Genomic DNA, 15,315 nt, shown 5'->3' with positions numbered 1-15,315 from the left:
TGAGTTTTCCACCAAGCCAATCCAGCTTGTAGGCCAACTGGCGTCGAAGTTCGTACCATCCCTGGTCCAGGATGGCCTTGTTCAACCCTGATTTGGCCTTCACATTGTGCCCGGGCTCTTCTACAGTGCCCTTTGCCGAACGGGTCATATTCCTGACCAGCAAATTTTCAATTACGACAATTCCAAATTTCCTGCTGATCTCTGTCGTCACCTTGTGCAGATAGTCCTTGCGAGTATTGACAACCTTATCATATATTTTCGCTATGCGAGCCTGAACCTTTTTGTAGTTCGAAGACCCCTTTTCCTTTCGGCTCAACTCCTGTTGCAGACTGGCTACCTTCTCCTCGTATTTGCGCAGAGCGTCTATAGGCGCTATGAAGCTGCCATCCGAAAGTGTCAGCAAGCGTACAACGCCTGCGTCCAGACCAACGGCCTCCTGGGACGGGTGTACAGGATCGGGAATCTCGATTTCCGCAAGGATGGATACGTACCAGTGGTCCGCTTCAAGCGAAACCGTTACGTTCTTGGGTGTGCCTTGAATGTCCCGGCTTTTTTTGTAGCGAACCCAGCCGATTTTGGGAAGATAGATATAGCTGTTCCCCTCATCCAGCTTGAATCCCTGTGGATAGCGAAAAGAGTCATCACGCCCCCTTCTTTTGAATTTTGGAAAACCAACTGTTTCGCTCTCTCGAAATCTTTTGACGGCCTGGCCCAGATCCTTCATCCTCTGCTGCAGAATCTGGGAGTGTACATCAGCAAGAAAGGGGAAAACTTTTGCTTCTTCCTTCGATTCTTTCTTTCCCTTCCAGACCATCAATTGGTCGCACAGGGCGTGATACCCCAGAAATTTGGTTCCCTTGTCAAGGGCTGTCTTCTCTTTTTCAAGGGCAAGATTCCAGACCAAACGGCAACATCCGGCGAATTGCCGAAAGAGATTTTCCGTCTTTTTGTCTGGCAGGAGACGAAAAGTGAAGCCCTTGTGGATAATCTTCATGCAAATATCACTTTTGTGCGAAATATATCAAAGGATTGAAATGGTACAGCATCATGAATCCTCCTCTATGCCGATTTGCTCTTTGCTTGCCACAAACACTGGAGAGCGGTTGGCAAGGTCTTTCTAGACGCTTCGAAGGAAATATTCCTTGATTATTGAGTGGCTGTCAAGAGTTTTGTCTGTTTTTTAGTATTTATTTAGCGATTTAGCTTTTAAGTATGCGGTGTATTGTTTTTTTCTATAGCTCTGACACGCAGGACATTAAGCAGACAAAGGCTGGCGGGCGCCTTATATCCCCGCCCTGAAGGACTGGGCTTTACAGCGCATTTTGGTAATCCTCAGTCTTCAGCGCCCCTTTGGACGCACGGGCTCAGGACTGGCGGCGCTTGAAAAGCCTTTCAAGCTCGGCTTTATCCCAGCGCAGCACAATGGGCCTTCCATGAGGGCAGTATTCCCTGTCGGGTGTAGCCAGCCACTGGCGCAAGAGGGAGAGGGCCTCGTCGCGGGCAAGCGTATCCCCAGCCTTGATGGCGGACTTGCAGGCCATGGAGGCAAAGCGCGCGTCCATTTCTTCCCTTGTTCCTGCCAAAACCTCGCGCAAGAACTGCATAGCCTCGGATCTTTGCAAAAGGGCCGGTATGGCCCGCACAATCAGGGTCATGCCGGACATCCTGGCAGCAAAGCCAAGCTCGGCAAGCCTTTGTGCCACCTCGAAAAAGCGCTGGGACTCGCTTGCGTGCAGGGAAAGTTCCAGGGGAACAGCCAGTCCCTGCCCCTCGCCGCAGTACCCGCGCGCCCGTATCCGCGCATAGAGGACGCGCTCATGGGCCGCGTGCTGATCGAGCAGGAGCAGGGCTCCGGCAGCATCGCGCAAAACAAGGTAGGTTTCGGCCACCTGTCCAAGATAGGTCACCCCCCTGATTGTGCCGGAAGCAAAATCCTCGTCCTCGCAAGGCCCAATTTTCTCCTCCTCTGCCGGCAGGGGTCTGGAGGTGAAGGAGAGTGGCTCATAGCGTGCGGCGTCCTCTTTGGCCGGCTCCTCGGGAAAGGCCTTTGCCACCCTAAAAGAGTCTGCATCCCGGGCTACATTCCCCTGCGACGCATTTGCCTGTGCCGCGCAATCTTCCTCGGGCACGAACCATTCAATGTCCGTCTCCTGCTCCCTGGATCTGCCAATGGTCATGCCAGGGTTGAGCTCTTCGTCTGCCTTTCCCCAAAAGCCCACGGGCCTAGAGACAAAGGGGCGGGCAAGAGGGGCATCAGGGCAATTGTCGTTGCGATCTTCTTGCCGGCTAGAGGCTTCGTGGATGCCGGAATCGGCAGAGAAGGGGGCCTTCTGCACTTCCTGTCCAGGCCCAGCGTCTTCGGAGTCTTGAAAAATCGTCTCCGTGACCGGGGTATTGGCAGAGCCTGCACGCTCCAGTGTCTGGCCCACTGCTGCAAGGATGGCCCGAAAGACGCTTTTCTCGTCGCGAAAGCGCACTTCGCTCTTGGCAGGGTGCACATTCACATCCACCTCGTGCGGATCGAGCTCCAGAAAAAGCACTGCCTGAGGGTGATCCCTGCTTGTGATCTTGCCCTTGTAGGCCTCGCGTATGGCAGCGAATATCTTCTTGTCGCTGACACTGCGGCCATTGACAAAGATGAGTATCCTGTTGCTCTTTGGCTGACTGACACCCGGGCGCGAGACAAAGCCGTGCACGCGCATGCCGTAGGCAACCCTGTCGAGGGACACGAGATTTTCGGTCACAAGCTTCGGCCACATGGATTGCAGGCGATCGAAGACGTCCTGTCCGGCCTTGAAGTGCACAAGTTCCCTGCCTTCGCTCTCAAGGCGGAAGGTCACGTCTGCCCTTGTCAGGGCAAGCCTTGAAAGCCAGTCCTGGCAGTGTTTCACCTCTGTGGGGATGCCGCGCAAAAACTTGAGCCTGGCTGGCACGTTGGCAAAGAGATCGCGCACTTCGACAATGGTTCCCCTGTGCAGGGAAGAGGGCTCCATCCCCTCAAGCCTGCCAAAGGTCACCCTGCAGGTCCATGCCTCGTCGCTTCCCTGGGGCACAGAGGTCAGGGTGCAGCGCGAAACCGAGGCAACACTCGGCAGGGCCTCGCCACGAAAGCCGTAGGAATTGATGTTTTCCAGATCTTCCACTGTGCGTATCTTACTTGTGGCATGCCTTGTGAGTGCAAGCTCAAGGTCTTCCCTTGCCATGCCTGTGCCATTGTCCTGCACGCGGATAAGCCCCTGACCGCCATTTTCAAGACGCACCTCTATAAAGGTGCTCAGGGCGTCCAGGCTGTTTTCCACCAGTTCCTTGACAACACTTGCAGGACGTTCCACCACTTCACCGGCGGCTATCTGATTGCACAGTTCCGGGGGCAAGAGCACAATTCTGGGCAGGGGCATGGGTTCTTCCTTCTTCAAAAGCGTCGGTTGGGATCGTACACGATTTGGGGCTTAACCCCATAGTACAGCTTCATTCGCAAACAAAAATTCTAGGGAAAAGACCGGACAGGAGCAAGGTCTGCCATAGTCCGGATCCTGCAGGAAAGCTGTGGCCTTGGGGCTCTTGACGAAAACAGTTTTCGTTAATAAAAAGATAGTTGTCAGAATGTCCCCGTACATATGGAGGGCATTTGCCAGGATCAAGTCAGCAGTTTGCAGGAAGGACAGCCAGAACTTTCTGTCCATTGTGCGCAAACTGCCTTTTCCAGGACTTTTCCTTTTCCTCGGCTTGCAACAGGAAATTCACATATGCCCAGTATCAGCAACAAGAAGACATATCCGATCTGTATCACAGTAAGTGAAAGCAGGTACCCCGACCCACTGCACAAGGGCTTTGATCCCGAAATGGTCTACGTGCAATGCGGTGTTTGCGGCGCGCCTGTCATCTGGGAACAGGGCAAAACCAGCGAGCTCTTTCGTACAGCCGGCATTGATCCGCTGGAGCTTGACCCAACCTGCATTCTTGTCACCAACGGCTGCCCGTCCTGCAGCGGACACGGCATGTTCAGCGTTCAGATCCTGCGCGTGACCGAAACACCTGCGCAGTACTATCCCGTGACCCTGGGCTACGCCTAGGGCCCCATCGTTACCGATCTTGTTCCCGAACTTTTCAGGGGCGGACTTGCATGAAGGCAGGTCTGCCCCTTTTTTTGGCACATGGCCTAGGCCCAAAGCCCCCTCAAAAGACACATGATCCCTGCAAGCAGGATGACGACCTTGACTACTATGCGGAAGGCATTGACGTTGATTTTGCGTACAACAGGAACGGACAGGGCAAACCCCAGGACGGATGCGGGAAGGCAGTACAGGGCATAGGTGACGATTTCTTCCGTGTACAGGCCTGCCATTGCCTGCATGATGTCGGTCACAAGATTGCGCAGGAAGAAGAACACGCTTGTGAAGCCCAGAAAGCTCATGGGATCAAGACCGATCAAAAGGGCATAAAGGCCCACGATCGCACCGTCGATGGTAATACTTGTCCCAATCATGCCGCTCAAGAAACCTGCTATCAGGGCATTTTTGAGGTTGCTCTCCATTCTGCCCCTATTCTGCAGAAGCTGCATGCCGACAATGCAGAATATGAGCATCATGCCCACAACAATTTCCAGCACCGTTGCCGGCACGTATTTCAGGATGAAGAGGCCTACCACGTTGCCGGGAAGGGCGCCGACAATCATCTGCAGGACCGTTTTCCAGGGGCAATGCCTGCGATACACATAGGCCATGGCCGCGGTGAGCCCTATTGCCGTGAAACAGGAGACAAGAATGACCTTCTGAACAGGCATGACCAGCATCATAAAGGGCATGGCTATGATGGCAGCTCCAAGGCCGCACAGGCCGCAGATGAAGGAGCCAAAAAACCAGGCACATACCGAAACCAGCAGTTCGAGTTCCATAACTTTGTCCCGCGACAATCAGGCTGACTGCCCGGCAAGGCGTTTTTTTGCCGGGCCTTGCGGCGAAGGCTGCCGCCTTGGGTGAAGAAGGGTGAAGAAGGCAAGGGTTGCGCAAGTATAGTGATTTGCCCCTGCAACGACAATAGAGGGAAGACTTTTGCATTGTTTCTCCTGAGGCTTCCTTCTTCCCTTTCCGCTACAGCCTTGAAAATGAGGGTGAGATTTTGCGGCAAATCGGAGGCCCAGGGCAAAGCGGCAACACAATAGCACATCTTGCAGTAGATAATGTTTTGCCTGACAGACACATGCACATTCTTTCTTGTGCGGAACAAGCGAGCGCAAATCACAGGCAGTTGATGGATGCATCAGAGATATTTCTCCCAAATACCATAGTGATTTTCTCGCGTATTGAAAATACAGTACTTGCCTTGTGTGCGAAACAGCATGATTTTCCAAGGCAATCACAGTCATGGACAAAAGGATTTCCAGTCTTTTCCTTGACAAGTTTCTTCTTTTTTTGTAGACGCCCGAAATTGGTCCCAATAACGGACCATAAATTCTGTTTGGAGGCCGGCGCAGTATGGCAATGCAGGAAGCAGGGCGTGACACCGATACCTTTGATTTCGGTTCTGCCCTCGAGAACTACTTAACCCCCGACTTTGGCGAGATCGAAGTAGGTTCCATCGTCAAAGGAGAAGTCGTCCGGGTTGGTGACGACAATGTTCTGGTTGATGTCAGCTTCAAATCCGAAGGACAGATACCCACAAGCGAATTCCTTGACAGTGCAGGCAATGTGACCGTCAAGGTAGGCGACAAGATCGACGTGTATGTGGACCGCAAGGACGAAAGCGAGGGGACAGTCATCCTCTCCTTTGAAAAGGCCAAGCGCATGCAGGTGTTCGATCAGCTCGAAGACGTGCAGGAAAACAACAAGACCATCAGCGGTCGCATCACCCGCCGCATCAAGGGCGGCTACACCGTGGACATCGGCGGTGTGGAAGCCTTCCTGCCCGGTTCCCATGTGGACCTTCGTCCTGTTCCGGATATGGACGCACTGGTTAACCAGGACTTTGAGTTCCGCGTTCTCAAGATCAACCGCCGCCGCAGCAATGTCATAGTGTCGCGCCGTGTCCTGCTCGAAGAGGAGAGGGACAGCAAACGCAAGGCTCTGCTGGAGACCCTCGAAGAGGGCCAGATTGTCACCGGCAAGGCCAAGAACATCACCGAATACGGCGTCTTCGTGGACCTCGGTGGTCTGGACGGCCTTCTGCATATCACCGATATGAGCTGGAAGCGCATCCGTCACCCCAAGGAAATGGTCACCCTGGGCATGGATCTCACCCTGAAGGTCCTTTCCTTCGACCGCGAGCACTGCAAGGTGTCCCTGGGCCTCAAGCAGCTTGTGCCCGATCCGTGGGAAAACATTGCCGCCCGCTTCCCCGTGGGCACAAAGGTCCATGGCAAGGTGTCCAACCTTGTGGACTACGGCGCCTTTGTGGAGCTTGAGCCCGGCGTCGAGGGTCTTGTGCACATTTCCGAAATTTCCTGGACCCGCAAGCTGCGCCATCCTTCCCAGCTTGTGCACACGGGCGAAGAGGTGGAAGTTGTCATCCTGGGCGTTGATGCAGAAAAGAAGCGCATCAGCCTCGGCATGAAGCAGGTCCATCCCAATCCCTGGGAGCTGGTGGCCGAGAAGTACCCCGAAGGCACCATCCTTGAGGGCACCATCAAGAACATCACCGAATTCGGCATGTTCATCGGCATCGAGGACGGCATCGACGGTCTCATCCACGTTTCCGACATTTCCTGGACCAAGAAGATCCGCCATCCCAGCGAATTCTACAAGGTCGGCGACACAGTGCAGGCCAAGGTCCTCACTGTCGACCAGAACAACGAAAAGTTCACCCTGGGCATCAAGCAGCTGGTCGAAGACCCCTGGGCCCATGTGCCGGACACCTATCCCGTTGGCTGCACCATCAAGGGCATTGTGACCAACATCACCGACTTCGGCATCTTTGTCGAGGTTGAGGAAGGCGTCGAAGGCCTTGTGCACGTCTCCGAACTGGGTCTTGGCAAGAAGGGCAAGACTCCTTCCGAGCTCTTCAAGGACGGTCAGGAAATCGAAGCCAAGGTCATCCACGTGAGCGCCGAAGAGCGCCGCCTGGGCCTCTCTCTCAAGCAGGTGCACAACCGAGCCGAAGAGAAGGGCAAGGAATACCACGCCGGTCCTGCCGAGGCTGGCACCATGAATCTGGGCGAGCTTCTGAAGCGCGCCACCATGGAAGCCGAGCCCGCCGAGGACGACAAGAACTAGGCCTCAAAAACAGCACTCCAAAGACGGGAGGGGACAGATCCTTTTGGATCTGTCCCCTCTTTTTTTGTGCAAGGGCCAAACAAGGCCCTGCAGCCGGTTTTGCAGCCCTGGTTGCTCAGGCTTTGTTTCGCATCACCACATGAACAGAAACTGCGGGCTTTGCGCCTCTTCCTTCAGGGACTGCATGCCCCTGGCAAAGGAGTGCGCCATGGTCGAGAGCTGGCGCGAGAGCCATGTCCCTTCCTCCGGCTTTTCCACAAGCTCCCGTGTCCTGTCCACGCCGGTCTTTTCGGAAAGCCAGTCTATGGCCTCGCGCATGCCGCCGATTTCGTCCACAAGGCCCCTTTCCATGGCTTCACGTCCGGTGAAGATGCGCCCGTCCGCAAGGGCAGCTGCCTGCTCCTGGGTCATCTTGCGCCCTTCGGCCACAATGCCCACAAACTGGTTGTGCATGTCCTTGAGCACAGCGTCGAGATATGCCCGTTCCTTTTCGGTCAGGGGGCGCAGGGGAGAGCCCGCGTCCTTGTAGGGTGCTGTGGTCAGGGTCTCCTTGCCTATGCCAATGGTTTCCATGAGCTTTTGCACCTGGGGGATGTCCATGCGAACGCCAATGGAGCCAGTTACTGTGGAGGCATTGGCAAAGATGCGCTCGCCTGCCATGCTCACCATGAGTCCGCCGGAGGCGGCAGTGCTGCCCATGGAAACCACGATGGGCTTCGATTTTGCGAGCCTTTTCAGTGCCGAGTAGAGTTCCTGCGAGGCTGCGGCACCTCCTCCGGGGGAATCCACACGTAGGACAACGCCGCGTATGTTGTCTTCCAGGGCTATCTTGTCCACCCATTCGAGCTCTTTGGTCACATCCAGAATGGGGCCCTTGATGGCGACAAGGGCAAGCGAGGGCTCGTCCGCAACCATGTCCGGGCCTGCGCCGGAACCAGCACCCTTGCCAAGACCAAAGGCAAGACCAAGGACAAAAAGCAGCAACAGGACCGCAAGAATGGGATGCCTTGCGAAAAAGGAGGGTTTTGCGATGCGCTTCCACACATAGTCCGGCACTGTGGCAAGTGTTACGTTTTGCAAAACTGCCCTGCCTTCCTTGTCACTCTCTTCCTTTGCTGGCATAGTGACACTGCCTGTTTCAGGCCCGCTGTCGGGCGTGCGGTTTTCTTCCTGCATATCCAATCCTTCCGTATTTGTCCGTGATTCGGGATACCGGGAGGGATGTCCCTCCTTTGCGACAAGGTAGTGCCTGCCGGGCCCCTTGCCAAGACCCTGAGGGCCGACTGACAAGACGGCCGACAGGGAAAACCGCAAACAGGCAAGGACGCATATGACCACACAGTGCACATCTTCCCAAAAGACTCTTATGCGCCTGCGCGTCACAGCAAAGGGACAGGTGCAGGGCGTAGGCTTTCGCCCCTTTGTTTTCAGGCTGGCAAAAGAGCTTGAGCTCACGGGACATGTGGGCAACACAAGCCTTGGCGTGAATATCGAGGTGCAGGGAAGGGCCGAAAACGTCCGCTCCTTCCCCAAACTTCTTGCCGACAGGCTCCCTCCCCTGGCCTCCCTGACAGGCCTTGAGACAGAGGAGACGGAAGTAGTCCAGGGGGAAGAAGCCTTTCGCATTGTGCAAAGCCACGGCCAGCACGGACACAATGTACTCATAAGCCCGGATGTAGGCATATGCGACGATTGTCTGGCAGACATGTTCGCGAAGGACAATCACCGCTACCTCTATCCCTTCACCAATTGCACCAATTGCGGCCCGCGCTACACCATAACGCGCTCCATTCCCTACGACAGGGCCGTCACCTCCATGGCCTGCTTTCCCATGTGTGAAGAGTGCGCCAAGGAGTACCAGGACCCGCTGGATCGCCGCTTTCACGCCCAGCCCATAGCCTGTCCGAAATGCGGCCCCGCTCTCTGGTTTGTGGAGCAAAAAACGGATGCCACAGCGCCAGGGGAGAGCAAAATCCATGGACAGGAAGCCCTCCTTGCCGCAAGCTTGGCCCTCCTGCAGGGAAAAATTGTCGCTGTGCGCGGCCTTGGAGGCTTTCAGCTTGCCTGCGATGCGCACAATCAAAACGCTGTCGCAACTTTACGCGCACGAAAAAACCGTCCTCACAAAAGCTTTGCCCTCATGGTGCGGGACATGGACGCTGTGGAGAACATCTGCCTTGCAGACGCTGAGGAAAAAAAGCTGCTCTCCTCGCCGGCAAGGCCCGCTGTCATCCTGAAAAAGCGCCCTTGTGTGGCTTCTGAGCACAGGCTGGCCGAAGGTGTTGCCCCGGATCTCGAAACCCTGGCAGTCATGCTGCCCACCACACCCCTGCATGTTGTCCTCTTCCACCATCTGCAGAAGCTTTGCGATGAGCTCAAGCGTCCGGTGCCTGCCCTTGTCATGACCTCGGGCAATGCCAGCGGTGACCCCATATGCCTTGGCAACAGGGAGGCCATACGGCGCCTGGGGGACACAGCCGACTGCTTTTTGCTGCACGATCGCGACATCCTCTGCCGCGTGGACGACAGTGTCCTTGTGCTCGACAAATGCCAGAAGAATCATGCCCCGCTCTTTTTCCGCAGGGCCAGGGGCTTTGTTCCTTCACCCATTGATCTCGGCCGCTCAGGACCTTCCGTTCTCGGCATGGGTGCTGACCTCAAGGCGACCATCTGCCTTACGCGCAAAAACCACGCCTTTGTGGGACAGCATACCGGGGATCTGGAAAATGTCGCAACAGCCGGCTTCTACAAAGAGGTCCTTAACCATCTCGCAAAGCTTTTGGAGGTGGAACCAGCCCTTGTTGTCACGGACCTGCACCCGGACTTCACCTCCACAATCTGCGGAACAGAAATGGCGCAAAAAAATGGGCTTTGCCTGGCGCGCCTGCAGCATCACGCGGCCCACGCAGCTGCCGTTCTTGCCGAACACAAGGTAACAGCGCCTGCCCTGGCCATTGTCCTTGACGGCTTTGGCCTTGGAGAGGACGGGACCGTGTGGGGCGGCGAGCTCTTGTCCATGGATCTTCCAAAAGCTCTTTGGCGCAGGGAAGGGCATCTTTCCACCTTTGCCCTTCCTGGCGGGGACAGGGCTACCAGGGCCCCCTGGCGTATTGCCCTGACTCTTGCAAGGGACGTTGGCGCGCAGGCAACTGTGCAGGCCATGCTTGAAAAGTACGGCACAGAAGGGGAAATTGTCCTGCAAATGCTTGAGCGCAGGCTGAACACGCCCCAAACCTCAAGCTGCGGGCGCCTTTTTGACGCAGTCTCTGCCCTGCTCGATATCACAACCAGCACAAGCTACGAGGGGCAGGCCGCTATCCGCCTGGAAACCCATGCCCTGCGCACGCTTCCGGAAATGGACGTTTCCTGCAAGGCCATACGGCAAACCCTTCGCCAAAAACTGGGGACTCTTCCAAAGCCGGACGCTTTCCTTGCAAGAACTGCCAAGGGGATGGGCACAGTCAGCTCACAGGCCCTCTTTGCAAGGGCCCTTGCGCTGCGCGAGAACGGGATAGACGCAGGCCTTGTCGCCCTGGATTTTCATTACAGCCTAGCCCTAGCCTTGAGCCGTCTTGCCGCGAGCAGGAAAACCGTTATTTTGGGCAACACTCTGGCCCTTGCCGGAGGTGTTCTCAACAACACCCTTTTGCGCACAGCGCTTGCAGCCCTTCTTGAAGAGGAAGGCTTTCAGGTCCTTGTCCCCCACATGGCTCCTCCCGGGGACGGGGGCATAAGCCTGGGTCAGGCAGCCTTTGGCCTTGCCCTGCTCGAAAACAATATGGTGTCTCAGGGGGAGACCATCATTTGCCAAAGCCGGCAATAACCCTGCCGTTGCGCAAGCTCACCCTGCCAAGGGGCAAGTCTTTCAGCCACAACCCTGCTTCCTTACCGGAAAGACCGGTCTTCATGCTTGCGCCGCTCAAAAGGCTGCGCACCTCGGCCACACTTTCAAGGACCAGAGCCTGTTCCTTGTCCCTCATGAAGGCCCTCAGCCTTGGCTCTGCCTGAAAGCCGCCGCTTCCAAGACGCCCCAGAGGGAAGCCCTGCCAGACAAAGCCCTCTGGCAAAAGCTCAAGGCTTTGGGCAGGCAAAAGGCGCACTGTGCCCGAGAAGACGGCAATGCGCCCGTTGGGCAAAAGTTCCGGGTCAATGGTCGCACAGTGAAGGGCACTTTTGCTCATTTCCCCTGGCATGGGAAGAGACTTTCCGGACATCCTGTCTGTGTCGGGACTGGTTCCGGGTTTTTTGAGCCTTGCGATATAGAAGCCCTGGGCCTGGGATTTTTTGCCGTCCACGCGCAGTGTCCCTTCGCTTCCTGCCCGATCGTCCCAGGCAAAGCCCGCAAAGGGCTCAATGGGATCGCGCACAAGGCCAAGCTCTGCCTCTGCCCAGGCCACCTGCTGCTCGTTTTCCTCGCTGTTGGTGGTGCAGGTGGAGTAGACCACTGTTCCGCCAGGCGCAAGCAGGGCGGCTGCCCTGGCAAGAAGCCTGCGCTGCAAAACAATGAGGGGGCGGACCTTGTCCTCGCGCCACACCTCGAGCACCTTCGGATTCTTTTCCACCGTTCCCCAGCCGGAGCAGGGCGGATCCAGCAAAATGTTCTTCCAGGAGCTTTCCACCAAGGGGATGGCATCGCCCGAAAAGGAGCATGTCCCGGCACAGACCGCATTGGTAGTCTGCAGGTTCATGCGCAGGGTATAAAGGCGCGAGTGCGAGAGCTCATTGCCGAGAACAAAGCCGTCCTTTCCCACCATCTGGGCCAGAAATCCCGTCTTGCTGCCAGGGCTTGCGCACATGTCGAGCACGGCAGCCCCCCTTTGAGGGGAGAGTGCCAGAGGGGGCAGCATGGAGGATCTGTCCTGGATGTAGACATAGCCGAAATGGGCCGCAAGCGAGCTTCCCAGGGGAAAGGGCTCCTCGACAAGGCGAAAGCAGCTTGCGGAAAAGGGCTCGGGCTCGAAGCGAAAGCCCTCCATGGTCAAAAGCTCCAGAACCGGGGTCTGGTCTTCTGTTGTGACGCGAAAGGATCGCAGGGTCTTGTTTGTCATGGCCTCCTTGTACCTGCCCCCCAGGCTTAGCACAAGCCCGGGGAAAGCCCTTTGGGGCCATTTGTCCCGAAAGGAGATTTTCCTCCGCACATTTTCTGGCGCCGAAGAGTCTTGCCAGAGCATTGCGCAGCCGGAAAAGTCCGGCTATCATGCCGCATTCAAATTCCGACAAAGGACCCTTTTTCCTGTTCGTGCCTGCCGCACACCTTGTTGCCGCAAGGGCAGGCAAAACAGCGAATTTCTTGAGGAGTATATCCTATGCCTGTATTCCGTCTTGCCCTCTCCCTGTGCTGCATGCTTGCGCTCGGCCTGTGCTTCAATGTGCCCGCCTTTGCAGCCAGAGACAACGGCATCATCATGAACGAAACCGGGAATAGCAGCGGCAATGCTTCTTCCGGCACCTATCTCAATCCCCAGTTCCGCTACCAGGGAGCCGGCGAATCCGATGGTTCACGTCTGCGCACCCAGCGCCTGAAACAGAACATGGCCGGCATGCTCATCGCCGACTTCAACGGTGACGGCAAGAACGAGATCGCCATCCTCGGCAATCACGATGTGTCCATCTGGACCTGGAGGGGCAAGAACTCCCGCATGCAGGAGCTTGGCCGCCAGAAGGTTTCCGCCACCAACGACTGTTTCAGCTTCAGATACATGGATCTGAACCGTGACAGGGTGCCGGATCTTGTCATCACCACCTTCTCCGAGGAAGACGGCAGGCCCTACACCTATTTCTACACCTTCAAGGGTGGCAAGTTCCGCGAACTGACCCGCAGGGTTCCCTACTTTATTTCCGTTGCCAAGATTCCGCCCTACTACACTCCCACTCTCGTGGGTCAGGGCTGGGACAGCGTGCGCCTCTTCTCCCCCGGCGTGCGTCAGGTTGTGAAGAATGGCGACAGCTATGCCCTGGGCTCCAAGCTGAACCTTCCCAAGGGAACCACCTGCTACAACTTCTCCTACATGCCCCCGAGCAAGAACAATCCCGAACAGCTCATTGTTCTTACCGATGACGAGCGCATCAAGCTCTATCAGGGCAACAACCACAGCCTTATTCACACCACCATGGAGCGCTTCTCCGGCTCCGCAGTGGGCATTGACCACTACAAGGGCATGCCCGGCCTCGGCGTGGACAGAAACTACCAGATGCCCACCAAATACTACGCGCCCATGGAACTCATTACTGCCGACATCGGCAACACTGGCGAGCCCGTGCTGCTTGTGAACAAGCCCATATCCACGGCTTCCCAGTTCTTTGACCGCTACCGCTACTTCCCCCAGGGCGAAATCCACGCCCTGTACTGGGACGGTGTGGGTCTTGCCCTCAAGTGGAAGACCCGCCGCATCCGCGGTTCCGTCGCTGCCGTGTCTTTGGCTGACGTTGACAACAACGGCGTGCTCGACCTTGTGGTTGGCCTCAACACCTCGCCCGATCTCGGCGTTGGCAGCAGACAGTGCATGATCACGGCCTATCCTCTGGATGTGAGCGCCATGAATCCCAACACGCCTGCCGACATGAGCGACTTCGAAGTCAATCCCAACTTCTAGGCCCAATTTTCAGGGCTTGAGGCTCTTATTTGTGAAGGCAGAAAGGGGATGAACTCTCCTTTCTGCCTTCTTGCAAATCATATGCCGCCAATCATATGCCGGATTTCATTTGCCGGATTTTGTGCCAATGGCAAACCTCAGGCTCAAAAGACTGTCTCGCAAACCCAATAAGGAAGACTCTGAAAACAAAAAAGGAGCTCACATGCGCGTTCTTGTAATCGGTTCCGGTGGCAGGGAGCATGCCCTGGTCTGGAAGCTGTCCCAAAGCCCTCTGGTCACCGAGATATTTGTGGCCCCTGGAAACGGTGGCATGAACATGGACAAGGTTTCCTGCGTCCCTGTTCAGGCAGACGACATCATTGGCCTTGTGAAACTGGCCAGGGAAAAGAAGGTGGATCTTGTTGTCCCGGGTCCGGAGGCAGCCCTCACCCTGGGCATTGCCGATGCCCTTGAGACAGCAGGCATTGCCTGCTTTGGCCCCGACCGCTACTGCGCACAGCTCGAAGGCAGCAAGGCCTTTGCCAAGGAAGTGATGAACAAGAGCGGTGTGCCCACCGCAGCCTGCGCTGTCTTCGACAACGCCGACGAGGCCAAAAACTTCATCAGAAAGCACAAGGGTGGGCTTGTGGTCAAGGCTGACGGCCTTGCCGCAGGCAAGGGCGTCATTGTCTGCCACACCCCCGAGGAAGCCATTGACGCCATTGACGTCATCATGACCCAGAAGACCTTTGGCAATTCCGGCAGCACTGTCGTTGTGGAAGAGCTTTTGCAGGGCGAGGAAGTCTCCCTCCTGTGCCTGTGCGACGGCGAACACGCCGTGCCGCTGCCCTCGGCCCAGGATCACAAGGCAGCCTACGACAACGACGAGGGCCCCAACACTGGTGGCATGGGCGCCTACAGCCCGGCCCCTATTCTTCCCGACGAGGAGCTGGAAAAAATGACCGATCTGGTCATCCGTCCCGTGCTCAAACATCTGGCTGCCAAGGGCCATCCCTTTGTGGGCGTGCTCTACGCTGGCCTCATGATGACCGCAGACGGCCCGAGGGTTCTTGAGTACAACGTGCGCTTTGGCGATCCGGAGTGCCAGCCCCTGCTCTCCCGCCTCGACAGCGATCTTCTGTCCATCATGCTTGCTGCGGTCAAGGGCGAGCTTTCCCCCGAGCTTGTGCGCTTTACGCCCAAGTCCGCGGTGGGCGTTGTCATTACTGCAGAAGGCTACCCCGGCTCCTACGAAAAGGGCATGCCCATTGACGGCATCGAGGACGCAGAAAAGCTGCCCGAAGTCGTTGTTTTCCACAGCGGTACAAAGATTGCCGACGGCAGGCTTGTCGCAAGCGGTGGCCGCATTCTCTGCGTGACAGCCCTTGGGGACGACCTTGCAAGCGCAAGGGACAAGGCCTACGAGGGTGTTTCGCGCATCAACCTTCCCGGCAGCCGTTTCCGCAAGGACATCGGCATGAAGGGCATAGTGCGCCTCGAACAGCTCAAGACAGGCAAATAGAGTACAAACAATA

Annotated in this window: 11 protein-coding genes; 5 read left to right on the top strand and 6 right to left on the bottom strand. The window is 56.6% G+C overall.

The window, feature by feature from the left end:
* Positions 1–994 (bottom strand): RNA-guided endonuclease InsQ/TnpB family protein (locus tag B5F76_RS08160; RefSeq protein ID WP_144268426.1); only part of this gene is annotated, 994 nt, incomplete at its 3' end.
* 370 nt (positions 995–1,364) lie between these two features.
* Positions 1,365–3,398, bottom strand: a complete 2,034-nt coding sequence (gene mutL / locus B5F76_RS08150; protein WP_087353137.1) for a DNA mismatch repair endonuclease MutL — start codon at positions 3,396–3,398, stop codon at positions 1,365–1,367.
* Between the two features lie 348 nt (positions 3,399–3,746).
* Here mutL and B5F76_RS08140 point away from each other — a divergent pair, with 348 nt between their 5' ends.
* Positions 3,747–4,073: a hypothetical protein gene (locus B5F76_RS08140; RefSeq protein ID WP_239406999.1), complete on the top strand. Its 327-nt coding sequence runs from the start codon at positions 3,747–3,749 to the stop codon at positions 4,071–4,073.
* Between the two features lie 86 nt (positions 4,074–4,159).
* On the opposite strand, the gene B5F76_RS08135 is transcribed toward B5F76_RS08140, so the two are convergent.
* Together B5F76_RS08135 and B5F76_RS14870 are read right to left on the bottom strand one after the other, a co-directional pair.
* Complete coding sequence (locus tag B5F76_RS08135) at positions 4,160–4,894, bottom strand: sulfite exporter TauE/SafE family protein (protein WP_087353131.1); 735 nt, start codon at positions 4,892–4,894, stop codon at positions 4,160–4,162.
* 18 nt (positions 4,895–4,912) lie between these two features.
* Positions 4,913–5,365, bottom strand: a complete 453-nt coding sequence (locus B5F76_RS14870; protein WP_162608765.1) for a hypothetical protein — start codon at positions 5,363–5,365, stop codon at positions 4,913–4,915.
* A gap of 109 nt (positions 5,366–5,474) precedes the next feature.
* On the opposite strand from B5F76_RS14870, the gene B5F76_RS08130 reads away from it, so the two are divergent.
* Entirely contained in the window at positions 5,475–7,208 is a 1,734-nt protein-coding gene (locus B5F76_RS08130) for a 30S ribosomal protein S1 (protein ID WP_087353129.1), read from the top strand.
* A 132-nt stretch (positions 7,209–7,340) separates the two neighbouring features.
* On the opposite strand, the gene sppA is transcribed toward B5F76_RS08130, so the two are convergent.
* Positions 7,341–8,384: a signal peptide peptidase SppA gene (gene sppA / locus B5F76_RS08125; RefSeq protein ID WP_087353151.1), complete on the bottom strand. Its 1,044-nt coding sequence runs from the start codon at positions 8,382–8,384 to the stop codon at positions 7,341–7,343.
* Positions 8,385–8,574: 190 nt separating this feature from the next.
* Between sppA and hypF the strand changes: the two genes are divergently transcribed.
* Positions 8,575–11,031, top strand: coding sequence for a carbamoyltransferase HypF (hypF, locus tag B5F76_RS08120; protein ID WP_087353149.1), 2,457 nt, complete (start codon positions 8,575–8,577; stop codon positions 11,029–11,031).
* Here the strand turns inward: hypF and B5F76_RS08115 are convergent.
* Complete coding sequence (locus B5F76_RS08115) at positions 11,009–12,256, bottom strand: hypothetical protein (protein ID WP_087353127.1); 1,248 nt, start codon at positions 12,254–12,256, stop codon at positions 11,009–11,011. The two genes, hypF and B5F76_RS08115, sit on opposite strands and share 23 nt — an antisense overlap.
* Positions 12,257–12,514: 258 nt before the next feature.
* Between B5F76_RS08115 and B5F76_RS08110 the strand changes: the two genes are divergently transcribed.
* Together B5F76_RS08110 and purD are read left to right on the top strand one after the other, a co-directional pair.
* Positions 12,515–13,801 carry an FG-GAP repeat domain-containing protein gene (locus B5F76_RS08110; protein WP_087353125.1) on the top strand — a complete coding sequence of 429 codons (1,287 nt, stop codon included), beginning with the start codon at positions 12,515–12,517 and terminating at the stop codon, positions 13,799–13,801.
* Positions 13,802–14,003: 202 nt separating this feature from the next.
* Positions 14,004–15,302, top strand: a complete 1,299-nt coding sequence (gene purD, locus B5F76_RS08105) for a phosphoribosylamine--glycine ligase (RefSeq protein ID WP_087353123.1) — start codon at positions 14,004–14,006, stop codon at positions 15,300–15,302.
* Positions 15,303–15,315 lie beyond the last annotated feature (13 nt).

The sequence above is a fragment of the Desulfovibrio sp. An276 genome (genome assembly GCF_002159665.1).
GTDB lineage: Bacteria > Desulfobacterota > Desulfovibrionia > Desulfovibrionales > Desulfovibrionaceae > Desulfovibrio > Desulfovibrio faecigallinarum.
This window is presented reverse-complemented; position numbering and strand designations above follow the sequence as displayed.

Excerpts from the sequence above, each read along its gene's own strand:
- B5F76_RS08115 (WP_087353127.1), bottom strand. The coding sequence starts at position 12,256 with ATGACAAACAAGACCCTGCGATCCTTTCGCGTCACAACAGAAGACCAG.
- B5F76_RS08110 (WP_087353125.1), top strand. The coding sequence starts at position 12,515 with ATGCCTGTATTCCGTCTTGCCCTCTCCCTGTGCTGCATGCTTGCGCTC.
- purD (WP_087353123.1), top strand. The coding sequence starts at position 14,004 with ATGCGCGTTCTTGTAATCGGTTCCGGTGGCAGGGAGCATGCCCTGGTC.
- mutL (WP_087353137.1), bottom strand. The coding sequence starts at position 3,398 with ATGCCCCTGCCCAGAATTGTGCTCTTGCCCCCGGAACTGTGCAATCAG.
- sppA (WP_087353151.1), bottom strand. The coding sequence starts at position 8,384 with ATGCAGGAAGAAAACCGCACGCCCGACAGCGGGCCTGAAACAGGCAGT.
- B5F76_RS08130 (WP_087353129.1), top strand. The coding sequence starts at position 5,475 with ATGGCAATGCAGGAAGCAGGGCGTGACACCGATACCTTTGATTTCGGT.
- B5F76_RS08140 (WP_239406999.1), top strand. The coding sequence starts at position 3,747 with ATGCCCAGTATCAGCAACAAGAAGACATATCCGATCTGTATCACAGTA.
- hypF (WP_087353149.1), top strand. The coding sequence starts at position 8,575 with ATGCGCCTGCGCGTCACAGCAAAGGGACAGGTGCAGGGCGTAGGCTTT.
- B5F76_RS14870 (WP_162608765.1), bottom strand. The coding sequence starts at position 5,365 with ATGACTGTGATTGCCTTGGAAAATCATGCTGTTTCGCACACAAGGCAA.
- B5F76_RS08135 (WP_087353131.1), bottom strand. The coding sequence starts at position 4,894 with ATGGAACTCGAACTGCTGGTTTCGGTATGTGCCTGGTTTTTTGGCTCC.